8 protein-coding genes are annotated in these 17,225 nt (G+C 69.3%); all 8 read left to right on the top strand.

The genetic code is table 11. The features are described 5' to 3' along the window. Nucleotides 1-126: 126 nt before the first annotated feature. The 8 genes from WME95_RS09230 (at nucleotide 127) to WME95_RS09195 (ending at nucleotide 17,225) form a co-directional block, all read left to right on the top strand. The gene (locus WME95_RS09230; protein WP_437908046.1) at nucleotides 127-1,722 is read left to right on the top strand and encodes a protein kinase domain-containing protein; all 1,596 of its coding nucleotides are present in this window, start codon (nucleotides 127-129) and stop codon (nucleotides 1,720-1,722) included. Nucleotides 1,723-1,992: 270 nt separating this feature from the next. Next, nucleotides 1,993-3,024, top strand: a complete 1,032-nt coding sequence (locus WME95_RS09225; protein ID WP_437908045.1) for a PEGA domain-containing protein — start codon at nucleotides 1,993-1,995, stop codon at nucleotides 3,022-3,024. Between the two features lie 38 nt (nucleotides 3,025-3,062). Next, entirely contained in the window at nucleotides 3,063-4,769 is a 1,707-nt protein-coding gene (locus tag WME95_RS09220) for a hypothetical protein (RefSeq protein ID WP_437908044.1), read from the top strand. Nucleotides 4,770-4,885: 116 nt separating this feature from the next. After that, nucleotides 4,886-5,938, top strand: coding sequence for a tetratricopeptide repeat protein (locus WME95_RS09215; RefSeq protein ID WP_437908043.1), 1,053 nt, complete (start codon nucleotides 4,886-4,888; stop codon nucleotides 5,936-5,938). A gap of 330 nt (nucleotides 5,939-6,268) precedes the next feature. Further along, nucleotides 6,269-7,681 (top strand): hypothetical protein, encoded by a 1,413-nt coding sequence (locus tag WME95_RS09210; RefSeq protein WP_437908042.1) that lies wholly within the window; start codon nucleotides 6,269-6,271, stop codon nucleotides 7,679-7,681. Between the two features lie 702 nt (nucleotides 7,682-8,383). Further along, nucleotides 8,384-10,351 carry a DUF2169 domain-containing protein gene (locus WME95_RS09205; protein ID WP_437908041.1) on the top strand — a complete coding sequence of 656 codons (1,968 nt, stop codon included), beginning with the start codon at nucleotides 8,384-8,386 and terminating at the stop codon, nucleotides 10,349-10,351. An 18-nt stretch (nucleotides 10,352-10,369) separates the two neighbouring features. Next, a complete protein-coding gene (locus WME95_RS09200) occupies nucleotides 10,370-14,362 on the top strand; it encodes a DUF6531 domain-containing protein (protein ID WP_437908040.1) in 3,993 nt (1,330 codons plus the stop codon). A gap of 448 nt (nucleotides 14,363-14,810) precedes the next feature. Beyond that, complete coding sequence (locus tag WME95_RS09195; RefSeq protein WP_437908039.1) at nucleotides 14,811-17,225, top strand: type VI secretion system Vgr family protein; 2,415 nt, start codon at nucleotides 14,811-14,813, stop codon at nucleotides 17,223-17,225.

The following is a 17,225-nucleotide window of genomic DNA, read 5'->3' as shown; positions in this document are numbered from 1 at the left end:
ATCGCCGCCTGCCCCGCGCCTCCCTCCGCCAGCCGCCGCCATCCGATCCACCCTCGCTCGCCTTCATCCTCTTCCTCCCCCGCGCCCGGATCCGCTAGCCTCTTCCCTCCTCCCGAACTCCCGCCCATGCACCTCGGCGCCGGCTCCGTCCTCATCGACAAGTACCGCCTCGAGCGCCCGCTCTCCCGCGGCGGCATGGGCTCGGTCTGGGTCGCGCACCACCTGCAGCTCGGCACGCCGGTCGCCGTCAAGTTCATGGACCCGGCCTACGCCAGCTCTCCCGCGTTCCGCACTCGCTTCGAGCGCGAGGCGCGCGCGGCCGCCCAGCTCAGGACCCCGCACGTCGTGAAGGTGCAGGACTTCGGCATTCACGAGGGCGTCCCCTACCTCGTCATGGAGCTCCTCCAGGGCGAGGACCTCAACGCGCGCCTCCTGCGGCGCGGCCGCCTCCCGCTGCTGGAGGCGCATCGCATCCTCGCCCAGACCGGCAAGGCCCTGCGCAGCGCGCACGACGCCGGCCTCGTCCATCGCGACCTCAAGCCCGCCAACCTCTTCCTCGCGCGCGTCGACGGCGAGGACGAGGACATGGTGAAGCTCCTCGACTTCGGCATCGCCAAGGAGACCACCTCGAAGCTCGTCGCCGACGCCTCCACGACGGGCGAGGTCATGGGCTCGCCCCACTACATGAGCCCGGAGCAGCTCCGCGCCGAGCGCGACGTCGACGCGCGCAGCGACCTCTGGGCGCTCGGGGTCATCCTGTTCCGCATGGTCACGGGATACCTCCCCTTCCCCGGCGATGTGCTCGCGCAGGTCATGACCAGGATCCTCGTCGACCCGATCCCCTCCGCGACCCAGCTCGCCCCCGGCCTGCCCCCGGCCATCGACGCCTTCTTCCACCGGGCGCTGGCGCGCGATCGGGCCCACCGGTTCCAGACCGTCCGCGAGCTGGTCGACGAGTTCGCGCGCATCGCGGGCGCGCCGAGGTTCGCGTCGTCCGTCTCGGATGCGCACGGACCGTTCCCCCTGGCTCCCACCGGCTTCGTTCCAGGGGCGGCGACGCCCCTGCCCGGAATGCCACTGGGGCCGGGCGGCACGACCCCCGGCGGGCCGCTCGCCTCTTTCCCGGCACCGCTGGCGGGCTCTGTCTCGGCGGGCACGCTGACTGGTACGATCGATCCCGCCAGACCGTCCGGTGGACGGCGCTCGGTCGCGTGGACGACGTGGCTCATCGCCGCGGGCGCCGCGGCTGCCGTCAGCGGGCTCGGCGTGACGCTCGGAGCGTACTATGGCGGGCAGGCCGAGGCTCCGTCTCCCGCAGACGCCCCGGCGACCGCCGAGCTCGCGGCCTCCGGCCCGGAGATCACCACCCGCGACGCCCCGTCCGCGCCCCCTGCGAGTCGCCTTGCTGCAGAGACGTCGACCGCTGCACCTCTCGTCGTGCCGTCTGCGCCGGCGACGGATGCGGGTTCGGACACCGCCTTAGAGCCATCAGCGCAGGACCCCACGCCGCCCAGCGAACCGGCGGCCGTTCGCGCCGGCGCGCCGGCAGCGGGTCGCACGGGCGCGCCGAGCGACGATCGCGGCCCTGTTGCGCCAGCCGCCGGGACACAGTCCCCGAGCGGCCCCGCCCCCCACAGCACATCCCCTCGGCGGCCGTCTCCGCCGACAACCCCCAGCCCACCGCCGACGTCGAAGCAAGCGAAGCCGCGCTGGGGGATCTGAAGGAAGTCGAAGGGAGGGGAGCAGCGGTCTCCGGCGCTCCGAGAGCACGCTTCTCCCTCCAGGAAGCCCCTGGGCCGAGGCCGTCGCCGCGCAGCACGGCGGCAGGGCGGCGTGCGGCGGAGCCGCTGCACCATCACGCCCTGCGTGGAACGGGTGGACAAAAGCTTCCGTCACGGCGCGGAAGAGGTACGGTTCGCGCTCCAGGGTGGGTAAAGTACGGCTGTACGCGTCTTCCGAACCGCAGCTCCCTGGAGCACCGCTGGACTCCTTATGACGACGAACCGCCCGCTGCTGTGGACCTTGAGCATCGCCGTCGCCTTGCTGGCACCTGCCGCCGGAGCACAGCCGGCGCCCCCTCGGACCGAGGCGCAGGAGAGCGACGCGCTGACGGACAGGGCGCGCCAGCTCTTCGAAGACGGGGTGAAGGCGGCCAACGCGGGAAAGTGGGCCGACGCGCACGCGGCGTTCCTCGCGGCGTGGGTGCTCAAGCCGCACTACCAGATCGCCTCGAACCTGGGCGTGGCCTGCCTCCGGGTGGGCAAGCCCCGCGATGCGGCCGAGTACCTCACGCGCTACCTCCGCGAGGCCCCCGCGACGAAGGTCCAGGAGCGGCAGCGCGCGGAGGCGTCGCTGCAGGAGGCGCGGGCGCAGGTCGCGGCGGTCACGGTCCGCGTCGCGCCGGACGGGGCCGAGGTGACCGTCGACGGAGCCAGCGTCGGGCGAGCGCCGCTCGCGGATCCCGTGTTCCTCGACCCGGGCCGGCACGACGTCGGCGCGAAGCTCGACGGGTACGTCCCGCAGGCGCGCTCGGTCGAGGCGACCGCGGGTGGGACGGAGGCGGTGGTCCTGGATCTGCAGCGCACCCCGGCGCTCGACGCGACGCGCGCCGGCGCGGAACAGAGTGGCTTGCCGGCTCCCGAGGTGCGGCGGGGCGGCGGGAGGACGGCGGTGCTCGTCACGGGTGGGGTCGCGACCGGCGTTGGCGCCGCGGCGGGCGTGCTCTTCACGGTGCTCGCAAACAACAGGGCCGGAGATGCCGAGACGCAGAAGACCGCGCTGCTCGCCGGAAATCGGAACCCGTGCACCGCCCGGCCCGCTCCAGCGGCGTGTACAAAGCAAAGCCAAACGGTCGACGAGAGCGCGCTCTACAGCAACGTGGCGTTCTGGAGCTTCGCGGGGGCCGGGACGGTCGGCCTCGGAACGCTGGTCTATGCCCTCGTGAGCGGCCCCGAGGCGCGCGTGCAGGTGACGCCCAGGGTGGGAATCAACGACGTGGGTCTCTCGGTGGGGGGGGCGTTCTGACGACCGGGATCTGAACTCAAGACGATGGAGAATGACTGATGCCTCGGACTGCCCGTACCGCCGCGCTGCTCGTCCTCGGAACGGCGGCCGCCGGCCTCGATCTGGCTGGCTGCTTCCCGTACTCGAACCACGACGATTGCAAGCACAAGCCCATGTTCTGCAGCGAGAACGGGGGGGACGCCGGGGGCGCGGGAGGCGTGGGCGCCGGAGGGACCGGGGGCGCCGCGGGGAGCGGGGGCGCGGGCGGGAGCGGGAGCGGAGGTGCTGGGGGGAGCGGAGGAGCTGGGGGAGGGCCGCCGCCCCTGGTGTGCGTGCCCAGCGAGCAGGGCTGGACCGCGGATGCAAGCTGCGGCGTGTTCGTGTCGGCCACGGCGAGCGACGGCGGGAACGGGACGCCCGACGCGCCGGTGAAGACGCTCGCCGAGGCCATCGCGCTCGCCATGCAGATCGAGGACGAGAGCGCGCGGCGCGTGTACGCGTGCGCCGAGGAGTTCGAGGAAACGCTCACGGTGACTTCGAGCGTGACCGTCTTTGGCGCGCTCGATTGCACCGCGAACTGGCGGTGGGGGGATGAACCGAAGACCACGCTGAGGGCGACGCCCGGAGCCGTGCCGCTGACGATGCGCGTCATTGGCGGGGCGGTGCACCTGGAGGATCTCCATATCCTCGCTCCGTCGATCGCCGAGAAGGACGCGGGGACCTCCGCCATTGCAGCGATTGCCGATCACTCCAAGGTCGACCTGGTCCGGTGTGTGCTCCAGGCAGGGGATGCATCCTCCGGGGCCTCGGTGGCCGCACCTCCCCCTCCGCGCGAACAGGCGCCCGACGGCAGCGACGGCAATCCCGCTTGCTCCGCTACTACGGTGACAACACCACTGCCGGAGACGAATGATTGCAGCACCACCCTGGATACCACCGACGACTCGCGCGGCGGTCGGGGTGGAAATGGTCTGGATGTCCGCGGGACGTCCGGTGACATTGGCTTTCCAGACGAGAAGAACAACGACAATGCCGGGGGATACAATAGTTCAAGCGCGACGTGCAGCGCGGGCAGGAGGGGTAGCGACGGCGACCCTGGCGTAGCTGGCGCGGGGGCACGCGGCATCGGCCAGCTCTCCAGCACCGGCTACGCCGGTAAACCCGGCGGTGATGGCCAACGCGGGAAGACCGCCCAGGGCGGCGGGGGTGGCGGAGGCTCTCGCGGGAGCACCGAATGCTCCACGATTAATGGCAACGGCGGCAACGGCGGCGCCAGCGGCGGCAACGGCGGCGCAGGCGGCTGCGGCGGTGCAGGCGGCAAGGGCGGCGCTCCAGGGGGGTCCAGCATCGCCGTGGTGAGCCTCAGCTCGATACTCACGTTCCATGAGGTTCACCTGATCGCCGGCGATGGCGGCCGAGGCGGCAACGGCAACACCGGCCAGATCGGCGGGTTGGGTGGGAACGGCGGGGCGGGCGGGGTGGGCCAGAATTTTGGCCCCAACAATTCCATTCGTAATGCCTGCGCCGGCGAGAAGGGAGGCCAGGGAGGCACCGGCGGCAAGGGCGGCGGCGGTCAGGGCGGCCATTCCCTCGGCATCGCCTTCCTGGGCACGTCGGACACCATCCCGTCGCTCGACGGCGCCACAATCGAGTTCGGCGCGGCCGGCGCCGGCGGCGAAGGCAGCGCCGTCGCGCAGGACGGCGCCCCGGGGCTAGCGCTCCTGCTCCTGGACTTCGCGTCTCCACCGCCTACGTCAGAGCCGTAAGGGCCCCCCAGCCTCTCCGCCTCGGTCTGCTCCTCGCCCGCGCAGCGCTCCGACGGCCCTCTGCGACACGCTGAAACTCAACTCGACCGCCCACGGCTCCCATGCACCGCTCCGCCATGAGATCCCGCCGACGACTCCCCCTGGGTCTGCTCCTCGTGCTCGCGCTCCCGGCCGTGCCGGCCACTGCGGTTTCCCAGCCGGCCCCGTCGACCGCGCAGACCAAAGCGGCGGCCCGAGCCCTCGCCGATAAGGCCTGGGAGCACTTCAACGCCGGCCGCTACGAGGAGGCGCTCGCAGCCTTCCGCGAGGCGGACGCGCAGGTCCACGCGCCGCCGTTCCTGCTCTTCGCGGCGCGCTCCTGCGAGCGGCTCGGCCGCCTGCTCGAGGCGCGCTCGCTCTACCAGCGCGTCGTGGACGAGCCGCTCGCCGCCAGCGCTCCACAGGAGTTCCAGCAGGCCCAGGCGGAGGCCCGGGTCGAGCTCACCGCGCTCGCATCCCGCATCCCGACCCTGGAGATCGCGGTCGCGGGCGTGGCGCCGGGCGCGGTGGAAGTGACGCTGGACGGCGAGCGCGTCGTCCAGACCGGGCCGGTGGAGCGCGACCCCGGCGAGCACACGGTGACCGCGACCGTGCGGGGCCAGCGCCCGGTGACGAAGACGATCCGGTTGAGCGAGGGGGGGAAAGAGCGCGTCACCCTCGATCTGGCGCCGCCCCCCGCGCCGGCGGTCGCGACACCAGCCACCTCGCGCGACGCGCGCGAAGACGCAGGGATGGATGTGCGCGGCGCCGCGCTCGTCGGCGGCGGGATCGCGACGGGCGCGGGGGTGGTCGCGGGCGTCGTGTTCACGCTCGTCGCCAACGCCAAAGCGAGCGACGCGAAGCGGCAGTGGCGCGTGGTCGATGCCATAGAGGGCGAAGCCGTCGACTGCAGGTACCCCGCTGGCTTCAACCAGACGCAGGAGTGCGGCGAGCTGAGTTCGCTGGTCGACGATCAATATCTCTTCAGCAACCTGGCCCTGTGGAGCTTCGTCGGCGCAGGCGCCAGCGCGATCGGGACGCTCGGCTACGTCTGGCTCGCTGCGGCGCCGAGCGAGCCGGAGCACCAGGTGCGCCTCGCACCGCTCGTGCTGCCAGGCGGCGGCGGACTCGTCGCCGGCGGCGCTTTCTGAGTCGAGGGACCCATGAACCCACCCATCAAGAGAGGGATACGGCTGGCTGCGCGCGGGGCCTCGACGCTGGTCCTGGCGTCGTTCGCGGTGGCGAGCCAGACAACGAGCTGCCTCGGCCCCGACTGCAGCGAGCTGCATCGATGTGGAGACGAAGGCGGGAGGGGTGGCGAGGCAGACAACGGCGCCGGGGCTGGCGGCGCCGCTGGAACCGGCGGAGCAGGGGCGGGCGGCGCCGCTGGAACCGGCGGAGCAGGGGCGGGCGGCGCCGCTGGAACCGGGGGTGCCGCAGGCGCAGGGGGTGCAGGAGGAGGGCCGCCGCCCCTGGTGTGCGTGCCCAGCAAGCAGGGCTGGACCGCGGACGCGCGCTGCGGCGTGTTCGTGTCGGCCACGGCGAGCGACGGCGGGAACGGGACGCCCGAGACACCGGTGAAGACGCTCGCCGAAGCCCTCGCGCTCGCCGCGCAGAGCGAGGACGAGAGCGGGCGACGCGTGTACGCGTGCGCCCAGACGTTCGAGGAATCGCTCACCGTGACGGTGGGGGTGACCCTCTACGGTGGCCTCGATTGCGATGCACACTGGCAGTGGGGGGAGGCGAACAAGACCACCCTCACCGCGGCGTCCGGGGTTGTGCCCCTGACCATGCGCGCCGAAGACGAGACGGTGCGCCTGGAAGATCTTCATGTCATCGCTCCGTCGATCAATCCGGCCGACGCGGGAACCTCCGCCATCGCAGCGATCGCCGAGAGCTGCGCCGTCGACCTGGTTCGGTCCATCTTCGAGGCGGAAGATGCGGCGTCCGGTGCCCCAGGGGCGTCCCCTCCGCCGCAGCCCGCGCGCCCCCCCCAGGGCAGCCAGGGGAACACTGCGTGCTCGTCGTACAGTGTAATGACCGTTGCGCCGCTGCCCAACGCGTGCGGCACAGAGGGCACCTCCGACGACTCGATCGGGGGGCGGGGCGGGAATGGCTTCGAGACGCGCGGAAGCGATGGCAATAGCGGTTCTCCCGGCGCGGAGAACTATCCCAACGATGGCAAATACGTTGTCGTAAACGAGAGGTGTACCGGGGGCCAGGAAGGCAGAGCGGGTGGTCCGGGCGCAGCAGGTGCAGGGGCAGACGGCATCGGCCAGCTCTCCAGCGCCGGCTACACCGGGTTGCGCGGCAGCGATGGCCAACGCGGAGCGACTGCCCAGGGTGGCGGGGGTGGCGCCGGCATCCTCGGAAGCACCGATTGCCCTGATGTTAACCAGCGTGGCGGGGCCAGCGGCGGCAACGGTGGCGCTGGCGGCTGCGGCGGTGCTGGCGGCAGGGGCGGCTCTCCCGGTGGGTCGAGCATCGCCCTGGTGAGCATCAACGCAACGCTCACGTTCCGTGAGGGCGTCCAGATGATCGCCGGTAATGGCGGCAGGGGCGGCGACGGTGCCGCCGGCCAGGACGGCGGACCTGGCGCGTATGGCGGGCCGGGCGGGATGGGTTCGAGCACGTACCACGCGCGCGAAGGCTGCAACGGCGGACCGGGAGGCCAGGGAGGCTCCGGCGGCCGGGGCGGCGGCGGTCAGGGCGGCCATTCCCTCGCCATCGCCTTCCAGGGCACGCCGGGCAGCGCCCCATCCCTCGAGGGCGTGGAGGTCCAATTGGGCCGGGCCGGCGATGGCGGTGCTGGCAGCGATGGCGACCATATCGGCGATGCCGGTGAGGCCAGCATGCTTCTGGATTTCTCGTCTGAGCAATCGCCGGCGCCATGACGTCCTGCCGGCGTCGCCTCCTCGCTCCGCACCGCGCCCGCGCTCGGCGTTCCGAGCGCATTCCGTGGTGGTCGCCCGGCAACGCTGGCTCCGGTGGTCAGGGCATGACCCTCGCCCACGTCGGCACCAAGGCGGATCGCGAGTAATCCGCTGGAGCTCAACTGGAGCTTCTACCGCTCCCATACGACCCCTTTCTCGAAACCTTCGACCGCTTCTCGACCGGTTCGCACCGGGCGCTCCCCGCCCCCTCGGCGTCCCGCCGCAGCAGCACACCCGGCGGGGGAGCCGCCCGAGAGATCCGCCCCCCAAACGCTCCACCGGCGCCGTACGCAAAAATCGTTCCCTACCGCCCGAACCCGACCCATCTGGTGAACTGGCTTCCATTCACCGTCGCGCGCGGTGTATCGTTCCAGGTCACGAGGGGGAATGAGCGTGGTTCCGACCGATGACGCGGAATCAAGTCGAGGGGCCGTCGCTCCTCGCGGTGTTCCGCGCTCGAATGATCGCCTTGGGATGCCGCCACGAAAGTCGGAGCCACGGTCGCGCCCGCCATTCCATCGAGCCGAGGCCCTTCCTCGGCAGCGGCTCCGCTGTCGCGAGCGCGCTGGCCGGATCTCACACGTGAACAACGACTTCGGATCCGCAGCCGCCGCTCCTCGCTCGTAGACCGTCCGACAATCCCGCCCCCACGCAATGACTCCTATGCGACAAGGATCTATTGAATCCCTACCGATCACCTCGCATTGCCCTTTACAGGCGACCTCGTTCGTATGGCAGACAGCCGACAGACGCCGTTCGCTGACCCTCATCTGCAAAGCGACTTACGAGCTGTCCCCGGGGCAGTCGCCCCTCGCGCAAGAGCAGGACGAGATCTGCGCCGAGGATGTCCCCTGGGAAGGCGACGAGCGGAACAGCCTGCGAGCTCCCAGCGATCTGGTCCCCTTCAAGCGCCGCGCGGACGTCCTGGTCACCGGGCACGTCTATGCACCCCACGGACAGCCTGTCCGCTCTCTGATCGCGCGCCTCTCCGCAGGCACGGTGAACAAGGCCATCGCCGTCTACGGTGAGCGCAGCGTGCAGCCGAGCGGAGAGCTCTCCCAACCCGCCGAGTTCACCCGGTTACCGCTCTGCTGGGAGCGCGCCGCGGGTGGCCGCGGCACGAGCAACCCTGCGGGCATCGCGCCCGCTCCGTTCGGGCCCGCCGGCGGTCCGAGTTGGGCGCCCAACTTCCAGCAGCCCGGGATCTACGTCGCCAGCGCGCACGTTCCCATCCCTCCCTCGGGGATGGGCCCCATCGCTCCTGGGTGGCCTGACCGATCGGAGCGGCTCGGTCGCTCCGCGGCCCTGTGGGATCATCGCAACTGGCACGCTCACCCGCTTCCGGACGACATAGACGCGGCCTACTTCAACAGCGCGCCGCCCGACCAGCAGGTGGACAGGCTCGCGCCGGACGAGCGCATCGCGCTGGAGAACCTCCACCCCGAGCACCCGCGCCTCGTCACGCGGCTCGACGGGGTCGTCCCGCGCGTCGTCCTCCGGCGGCCGCAGCAACCCGAACGATGGCTGGATCTCCGCTGCGATACGCTGTGGATCGACACGGACCGCGGAGTCTGCTGCGTCACGTGGCGCGGCTCGATCCCGTACGAGGCCGCTCGGGGAGCGGAGATCCACGTCACCGCCGACGGCGGTCGCCTCGCCCCTTCCGCCGCGGAGAGCACGGTCTTTCTCGGCAAGAGGGACCTCGATGCGGCCCTGGATCGCGATGAGGGCGCCTCCCCGGGCGGCGTGCCGGAAGCCGCGGTCGAGACGACCGCGATCGGCAGCGCCGCCTCGATGGGGGCGTCGCCCCTCCCCTTCGCGCCTGCCGCTCCTGGGATGCTCGCGGGGATCGCCTCATCGGTCGAACATCGCGAACACCGCGCGGCCGAAGCTGACCCGACAGGTACCGTGCTGGCGCCGCTCTTCGTCAGCACCAGGGAGTTGCCTATCGGGTGGACCGGCGGTCAGGGAGCGCCATCGCCCGCGTGGACGGCCGTGGCGCCTGAACCGACCATGGAGGGTCCGATCGATGCGGCGCCCGAGCAGGAACCGCCGTCCGAGAGCGACGCACCGACGGAACGCCCACCTCCGCCGGCGATGCTGGCGGCGATCGCGCTCGCCGACGAGCAGGCGCCAGCGCCGGGCGACGTCGCAGAGCCGGCCGGGCTCGACGCCGAGCCGGAGGTGTTCGCGATCGAGCGATGGGCCGAGATCTCGGCCGAGATCGACAAGGCGCATCGGTCTCGGGCCGAGGTGCTCGGAGCCCACCAGCTGACAGAGCGCGACTTCACCGCCGTCGAGCGGCACTGGAAGGCCGCCCTCGAGGCCGAGGCGGCGAGCGCCGGCTTCTCGCTGCGATTCAAGCACGACGGAGCGTATGTGGGCGCGCTGGAGCGCCTCCGGGAGCGACCGCTCTCGGTACCGGAGTACGCGCGGATCCTTGCTGCCGGCGGCCGCCGTCAGGTGGTCGAGACGCTCCACGATCTCGAGATGCCCGAGGCGGCTCACCTGCCCATCGTCCGGCTATGGACCGCGAGGCTGGCGCGCGATCCGAAGCTGTCGATCGAGATGATCCAGGCCGTCGCAGCCCTCCGCGAACGAGCGGCGAGCCCGGCGACAACCACGCCCTGAGCAACTGCGGAAGGTACCATGTCCCAGGCCGCCAAGTTCTTCGATCCCGTCCTCGGCATCGACATCCACCTCGTCATCGTGCCGCCCTCGCCGGCACCGGTGCCGCTGCCTCACCCGTTCATCGGGATCGTGTTCGATCCGATCGGGCTGTTGATCTCGGCCGGAATGACCGCCGTCTTCGGCGGCGGCGGGCCCGTCTTCGTGAACAGCGTCCGGATCGGGAACACCGGCACGGACTGCATCGCCATCCCGCATTTTCCGATGCCGCCAGGAGTCTCGTTCCACCCGACGGATGTTCCCGACAACGAGGGGACCCTCGTCACGGGCGCGAAGACCGTCACCTTCGAGGGCTCGTCCGAGGGGCGGATGGGCTCGATGGTCGCGAGCTGCAACTTCCCTCTCAACTTGCCGACGTCGCTGTGCCTCGCCATCCCGCTGGGCGCGCCCGTGGACGTCGGGGGCCCCGAGGCTGTGGACTGGTTCGCGGCGGTGACGCGCGGGATCCGCACCAAGTGGTTCTCCGGCGCGCTCCACAAGGCACTGAACGCCGCCCCGAACTCCAGGTTGAGCAAGCTCATCTGCTTTCTCACCGGCCACCCTGTCGACGTCATGACAGGCGAGGTCCTGACGGATGCCGTGGATTTCGAGCTGCCTGGCCCGCTGCCGTTGAGGTTCGAGCGCAACTACTACAGCCGTGATCGGTATTGCGGCTCGCTCGGTCAGGGCTGGCACCATCCCCTCGACGCGCATGTGACCGAGGAGGGCATCGAGGTCCGGGTGCGCCTCGCGGACGGCCGCGAGCGCACCCACGACCGCCTGCTGCCAGGACAATCGCTGTGGGACGACCTGGACCGGTACACCCTCGCTCGCCATGAAGACGGCTATCGCCTGACCACGTGGGATGGGATCGCGCATGACTTCCGTGCCGTGCCCGGCGGCGCTCCTCGCGGGCAGGCTGGCGATCGTACCTTCCTGCTCGTGCGCATGTCGGACCGCTGCGACAACGCGATCCAGCTCTACTACGAGCGTGGCGTCCTGCGGCAGATCATGGACAGCGCCGGCCGCAGGATCGAGGTCGAGCACACCCGGGAGGGGCGCCTGTCGCGGATCTCCTGCGACGGCGTACCGCTCATGCGCTACGCGTACGATGGGTCCTGCTTGGTCGGCGCGACCGACGCGCTTGGCCACTCGTTGCGGTACAGCTACCGGGGCGGCGTGCTCGTCCGTGAGACCAACAAGAATGGGCTCTCGTTTTACTTCGAGTACGACTGGGAACACCCCGAGGGTTGGTGCCTACGCACCTGGGGCGACGGCGGCATCTACGATCGGCGCATCACCTACGACAAGGCGCGCCACACGACGATCGTGGACGACGGGCGCGGCGGCCGCACGCACTATTTCGGCAACGCCGCGGGACTCGTGGAGCGCGAGATCGACCCGACGGGCGTCGAGAAGCGCTACGAATGGGACCACCACTGCCGCAAGGTGGCAGAGGTCGACGGTCTGGGCCATCGGACCGAGTGGGTGTACGACGAGCGCGGCAACACGATCCTGGAGAGGAACGCGCTCGGGGAGGAGTCGAGGCGGTCCTTCAATGCATTCGGCCTCCCGGAGGCCGTCGTCGATGCGGCCGGAAGCCGCTGGACCATCGGCTACGATGACCGGGGAAAGCCGAGCAAGATCACCGATCCTCTCGGCCACGCTTGCCGCTACCACCACGACTGGCGTGGCCGACTGAAGAAGAGCGAGGACGCTCTCGGACAGGTGTTCGAGCTCTTGTATGACGATCGAGGCGGTTTGGCGCAGACCAGAGATCGGGAGGGGGGCTGCGCCCGCTATGCATGGGATGGGTTTAGCCGGCTCCTGACGTACACCGATCCTGTCGGCAGAAGAACCGTGCTTTCGTGGGACGCGTGCGGTCGGCTGGTCGAGCTCTGCTTTCCTGACGGTGGCGTCGAACGGCGGGCGTACGATGCCGAGGGCAACCTCGTCGAGCGGACCGACACGCTCGGCAACACCACCCGTTACCGGTACGCCGGATTCAACAAGCTTGTCGAGCAGATCGATCCCGAGGGGCACTCGGTCCGCTACCATTACGACGTGGAGGAGAACCTCGTCGGCCTCACCAACGAGCTCGGTGAGACGTACCGCATCGACGTCGATCTGGCCGGTCGCGTGGTGCGCGAGGTGGACTTCGACGGCCGGACCCTGGTGTTCCGGTACGACCGCGCGGGCCGGTGCGTCGAGACGATGAACGGCCAGCAGAAAATCACCAGGGTGGAGCGGGACGCCCTGGGCCGCATCACCCGCCAGTTCCTGCCCGGCCGCCCGACGCTTGAGCAGCCGCTGCCGCCGCCCGAGGAGGTGCTGTTCGTTTATGATGCGCGGGGCGACCTCCTGCGGGCGAGGAACAGCGACGCCGATGTGCTCTTCGAACGAGACGCGCTCGGCCGCGTCGTGGTGGAGCGGGTCGACAACATGGCCGTGGAGAGCCGGTATGACGCGGCGGGGAGGCGCGTGCTGCGACGCACGAGCGCCGGTCACGTCACGGGCTACGATTTCGACGGTAACGGGCTCTTGTGCGGGCTCGCGGTCTTGCCGGACGAGGCGTGGTCGGACTTCAATCCGGTAGCACTTCACGCAGGCGTGCGGCCCGAACGTGCACCCTGGTCGATGCGCATCACCCGCGACGCGACGGGTGCCGAGATCGAGCGAAGGCTACCCGGGGGCGTCGTGGCGCGGTGGGGGTACAATGTTTCGGGCCGGCCTGCAGTGCAAGAGGTCGTGCACATGGACACGCCGGTGCTTCGTCGCGAGTACACGTGGCGCTCCGACGAGCAGATCGCGGCCATCGCGGACGAGCAAAAAGGCATCACCCGATACGAGCACGACCGACGCTCGTATCTGGTCGCAGCCCACCGGTCCGATGGGACGACGCAATACCGGGCGCCGGATCCGGCGGGCAATCTCTATCGGACGCCGGATCGTTCGGACCGCGTCTATGGCCGCGGCGGCATGCTCAAAAAAGCCGACGGGGTAAGGTATGTCCACGACGCCGACGGAAACATGACAGAGAAGGTCCTGTCCGATGGGCAAACGTGGAAGTACCGTTGGGACGGTGCTGGCCAGCTCCGCGAGATAATCCAGCCTAATGGAGAGGTCGTCTCATTCGCGTACGATGCGCTGGGACGGCGGGTGTGCAAGACATCCGGCGGGCAAACGACCACATACTCGTGGGATCGCAACGACATAGTTCACGAACTGCGGGCAGACGCAAGCGTGACCACGTGGGAATTCGAGCCGGAGACGTTCGCGGCGCTGGCACAATTTGAGGGTAACCGGTGTTATGGTGCTGTCACCGATCATCTCGGCACGCCAGTCGCCTTGTTCGATGAAGCTGGCGAGGTCGCTTGGCAGGCGCACCTCGACATCTACGGAACAGCGCAAACCGACATCACGCGCACACGGTGCCCTTGCCGTTGGCCTGGACAGCACGAAGACGAAAACACCGGACTACACCTCAATCGATTTCGTTATTACGATCCCGAATCAGGCAGATACATCAACAAGGATCCAATCGGCCTTTCCGGGAGCTTCCACCTATACAGCTACACACAAGACCCACTCACATGGATCGACCCACTAGGACTAAAGAAATGCGGAGCCGGCGGCTTTCGACACGGAATAGAAGAAGAAGAGATAAAAAACATCAACAGATTACTAGGGGGGATCACTGAAATCAACGGCCACCTCTCGTCGGTCCTAGCAGCCGCAGAGAGAAGAACTGGATTCTGGAACAAGGCAGCCGCAATGGTGCGAGAGATTGCGGGACGTCACATGTTCAACGACGCCAACAAGCGCACCGCACAGGCCGTCGTCGAGGAACTAGTAAAACGAAACGGCATAGTCACCGGGGTAGGCTCAACCGAAATGAGGAACATCATTCATCAGGTAGCAACCGGGAAATTGCGGGAAGTAGAAACCATCGCACGCGCCCTGAGAGGATTTTGAGCGATGAAAGATCACCTATCGCACATGCCAGCTTTGGCAAAGGCGTTGGGAATGCCGACTTTCAGAGACGACGGCGGCCTGGACGCTCTACTTCCATATTTCGAAAAAATGCGACAGGAAGGAGCTGTAGTGATACTAAAGCTCGACGGTCAGCGGCGCGGAGACGACGCCGACGCCTACACTGCTCTAGTCAGCGGGGGCCACCTAGGCGACGACTATATCCGAACCGATTCAAAGTCCTTAACTGACGCAGCAATATTCATCGTAGTCGAATATGCTCGTCAATGCTGGAACCTCAGTTAAATCAATTACACTCAACACATCGCGGCGCACGGAGCACACCGACAATCATGTCACAACACAACAGACAGGAGACCACCCACCAAACATACGGGTCCCATACAGTCTTCGCGCGCTATCAACCGAATCGGCAGTGATTGTCTACACAATGAGCACAACCGACTTCGCCTTCGCCTTCGAGTCCGCCGCCGGCCCCACCGGCCCCTTCTCGCACCTCCGCGTGGTGGCCTTCTCCGGCCGCGAGGCGATCTCGGCGCTCTATCGCTACACGCTCGTCCTCTACGCCCGCGAGCCCGCCGATCCGGTGGATCCCGACGACATCGTGGGCCAGCGCGCCACCCTCCGGCTCCTCACCCACACCGAACCGCTCGTCCGGTACGTGCACGGCGTGATCACCGAGGCGGAGGAGATCGGCCCGGTACCGCACGGCATGCTCTACCAGGTCACGCTGGAGCCGCCGCTCGTGCGCATGGCGCACCGGACGCGCAGCCGCATCTTCCACGAGAAGACGACCCGTCAGATCCTGGAAGCCGTCCTCCTCGGCGAGCCCCTGATGTCCGCGGGCGACACCCCGTTCCAGCCGGGCGACTCCCTCGACGCGCCCTTCGCCCCCGCGGCGGAGCAGTTCGCCCTTCGCGTCCGCGACCTCCGCCGCATCACCGACGTCTCGACCCGACCCTACTGCGTCCAGTACAACGAGAGCGACTTCTCCTTCCTCTCGCGACTGCTCGAAGAAGAGGGCCTCCGCTACCACTTCGAGAACAGCGAGTCGACCTGCCTGCTCGTCCTCTCCGACACCGACGGCGGCGCCCTGCGACCAACCCCACCTCTGCGGCTCGGCCCCGACCTGCTCGGCCGCGCGCTCACCTCCATCCAGCTCGGCCGCCGACTGCGCGCGTCCAAGGTATCGCACACCGATTACAACTGGAAGAAGCCGGTCCTCGCCATGAACGTCGACATCCCCTCCAAAGGCGCCGGGAGCGACCTCTTCGAATCGACATACCCCGGCCTCTATCCGGACGCCCCGGACCAGGGCAAACCGCTCGCCGGCGCGCGCCTCGGCCGACTGCAGAGCGAGGCGCGGTATGCGCTGCTCTCGTCCACCAGCCGCGTGCTCTCCGCGGGCGCCGTGCTCGGCGTGGAGCACCCCGAAAACCGCTACGACGGCGAGTACCTCGCCACCTCGGTCGACGTCCGCGGCGAGTCGCTCGGCGAGCTGCCGCCAGGCTCGCCGGTGGCCCTCTCGGGTGTCCCGTACTCCGCCCGGATCGAGTGCGCGCGCCGCGGCAAGAGCGGCTCCCCCGCCGAATCGGGCTTCCGGCCGGCACGCACCACGCCCAAGCCGCGCATCGTCGGCTCGCAAACGGCGTTCGTCACCGCGGAGCCGTCCACGAAGGGGGCCGAGATCCACGTCGGCGGCCCTCCAGGCGCCGAGATCGGGTGCGTGCGCGTCAAGTTCCACTGGGACCTCGAGGCCGAGCGCCACACCAAGGAGCCCTCGTCGTGCTGGCTGCGCGTCAGCCAGATGTTCGCCGGCGCCGGCGAGGGCGGCGTATGGCACCCCCGCGTCGGGACCGAAGTGGTCGTCGAGTTCCTCGACGGCGACCCCGATCGGCCCATGGTGACCGGGCGCGTGTACAACGGCAAGAACCGGCCGCCCGCCTCAGGCAGCGGCGCGCCCACCGTCAGCACCTTCAAGTCGACGTCCAGCCCGGGCGGCGGCGTTCACAACGAGCTCTCATTTGACGACGCGGCCGGGCATGAGCAGGTCAAGCTGCACGCCGGCAAGGACTACAACGCCGAGGTCGGCCACGATCGGAGCGAGGCCATCACCAACAACAGCACGTCGAGCGTCGGCGTCGACCGCGCCGAGTCCACCGGCAGCAATCGTACGAGCTCCGTCGGGCTGAACAACACGGAGACCGTCGGCGTCACGGAGAGCGTCTCCATCGGCCAGATCCAGAACGTCTCCGTGGGCACGCTCCAGACGATCGGGGTGGGCGTCCATCAGAGCCTCTCGGTGGGAGTGAGCCAGATGGTCAACGTGGGCATCGCGCAGACCGAGAGCATCGGCGTGGCACGCTCCGTGACGGTCGGCGTCAGCGACTCGCTGACCGTCGGCGCCAACCAGTCCATTCACGTCACCGGCCATCGGGGCGACACGGTGATGGGCACCGTGGAGGAAAACGTCATCGGCGCGAAGACGGTCAACATCGTCGGTCCCAGCGTCGAGACGGTCACGGGGCCCCGCTCCCTCACGGTCACCGGCCCAATGAGCCACACCGTGACCGGGCCGGTGTCGCGGATCGGCGCACTGACGATGGACGAGAACGTCGGCGTCAACGCGACCGTGAGCGCCGGTGTCAACCTCACTCTCGCCGGCGGCGCGCAGGCCGCCCTCAGCGCGCCCGTCATCTACGTCACCGCCGCGGGCGAGGTCATCATCTCGGGAGGCGGCGCCTCCATCAAGCTCAGCGGCGCGGGCGTGGAGATCTCGGGCGCGGCGGTCAAGATCTCCGGCGGCAGCGTCGACGTCACCGGCGGCGTCATCAAGCTGAACTGA

Source organism: Sorangium sp. So ce327 (assembly GCF_051530205.1).
GTDB lineage: Bacteria > Myxococcota_A > Polyangia > Polyangiales > Polyangiaceae > Sorangium > Sorangium cellulosum_B.
The sequence above is the reverse complement of the archived record's forward strand: the minus strand, read 5'-3'. Positions and strand labels throughout refer to the sequence as shown.

Coding starts and splice junctions, on each gene's coding strand:
- WME95_RS09230 (WP_437908046.1), top strand. CDS start 127: ATGCACCTCGGCGCCGGCTCCGTCCTCATCGACAAGTACCGCCTCGAG.
- WME95_RS09225 (WP_437908045.1), top strand. CDS start 1,993: ATGACGACGAACCGCCCGCTGCTGTGGACCTTGAGCATCGCCGTCGCC.
- WME95_RS09220 (WP_437908044.1), top strand. CDS start 3,063: ATGCCTCGGACTGCCCGTACCGCCGCGCTGCTCGTCCTCGGAACGGCG.
- WME95_RS09215 (WP_437908043.1), top strand. CDS start 4,886: ATGAGATCCCGCCGACGACTCCCCCTGGGTCTGCTCCTCGTGCTCGCG.
- WME95_RS09205 (WP_437908041.1), top strand. CDS start 8,384: ATGCGACAAGGATCTATTGAATCCCTACCGATCACCTCGCATTGCCCT.
- WME95_RS09200 (WP_437908040.1), top strand. CDS start 10,370: ATGTCCCAGGCCGCCAAGTTCTTCGATCCCGTCCTCGGCATCGACATC.
- WME95_RS09195 (WP_437908039.1), top strand. CDS start 14,811: ATGAGCACAACCGACTTCGCCTTCGCCTTCGAGTCCGCCGCCGGCCCC.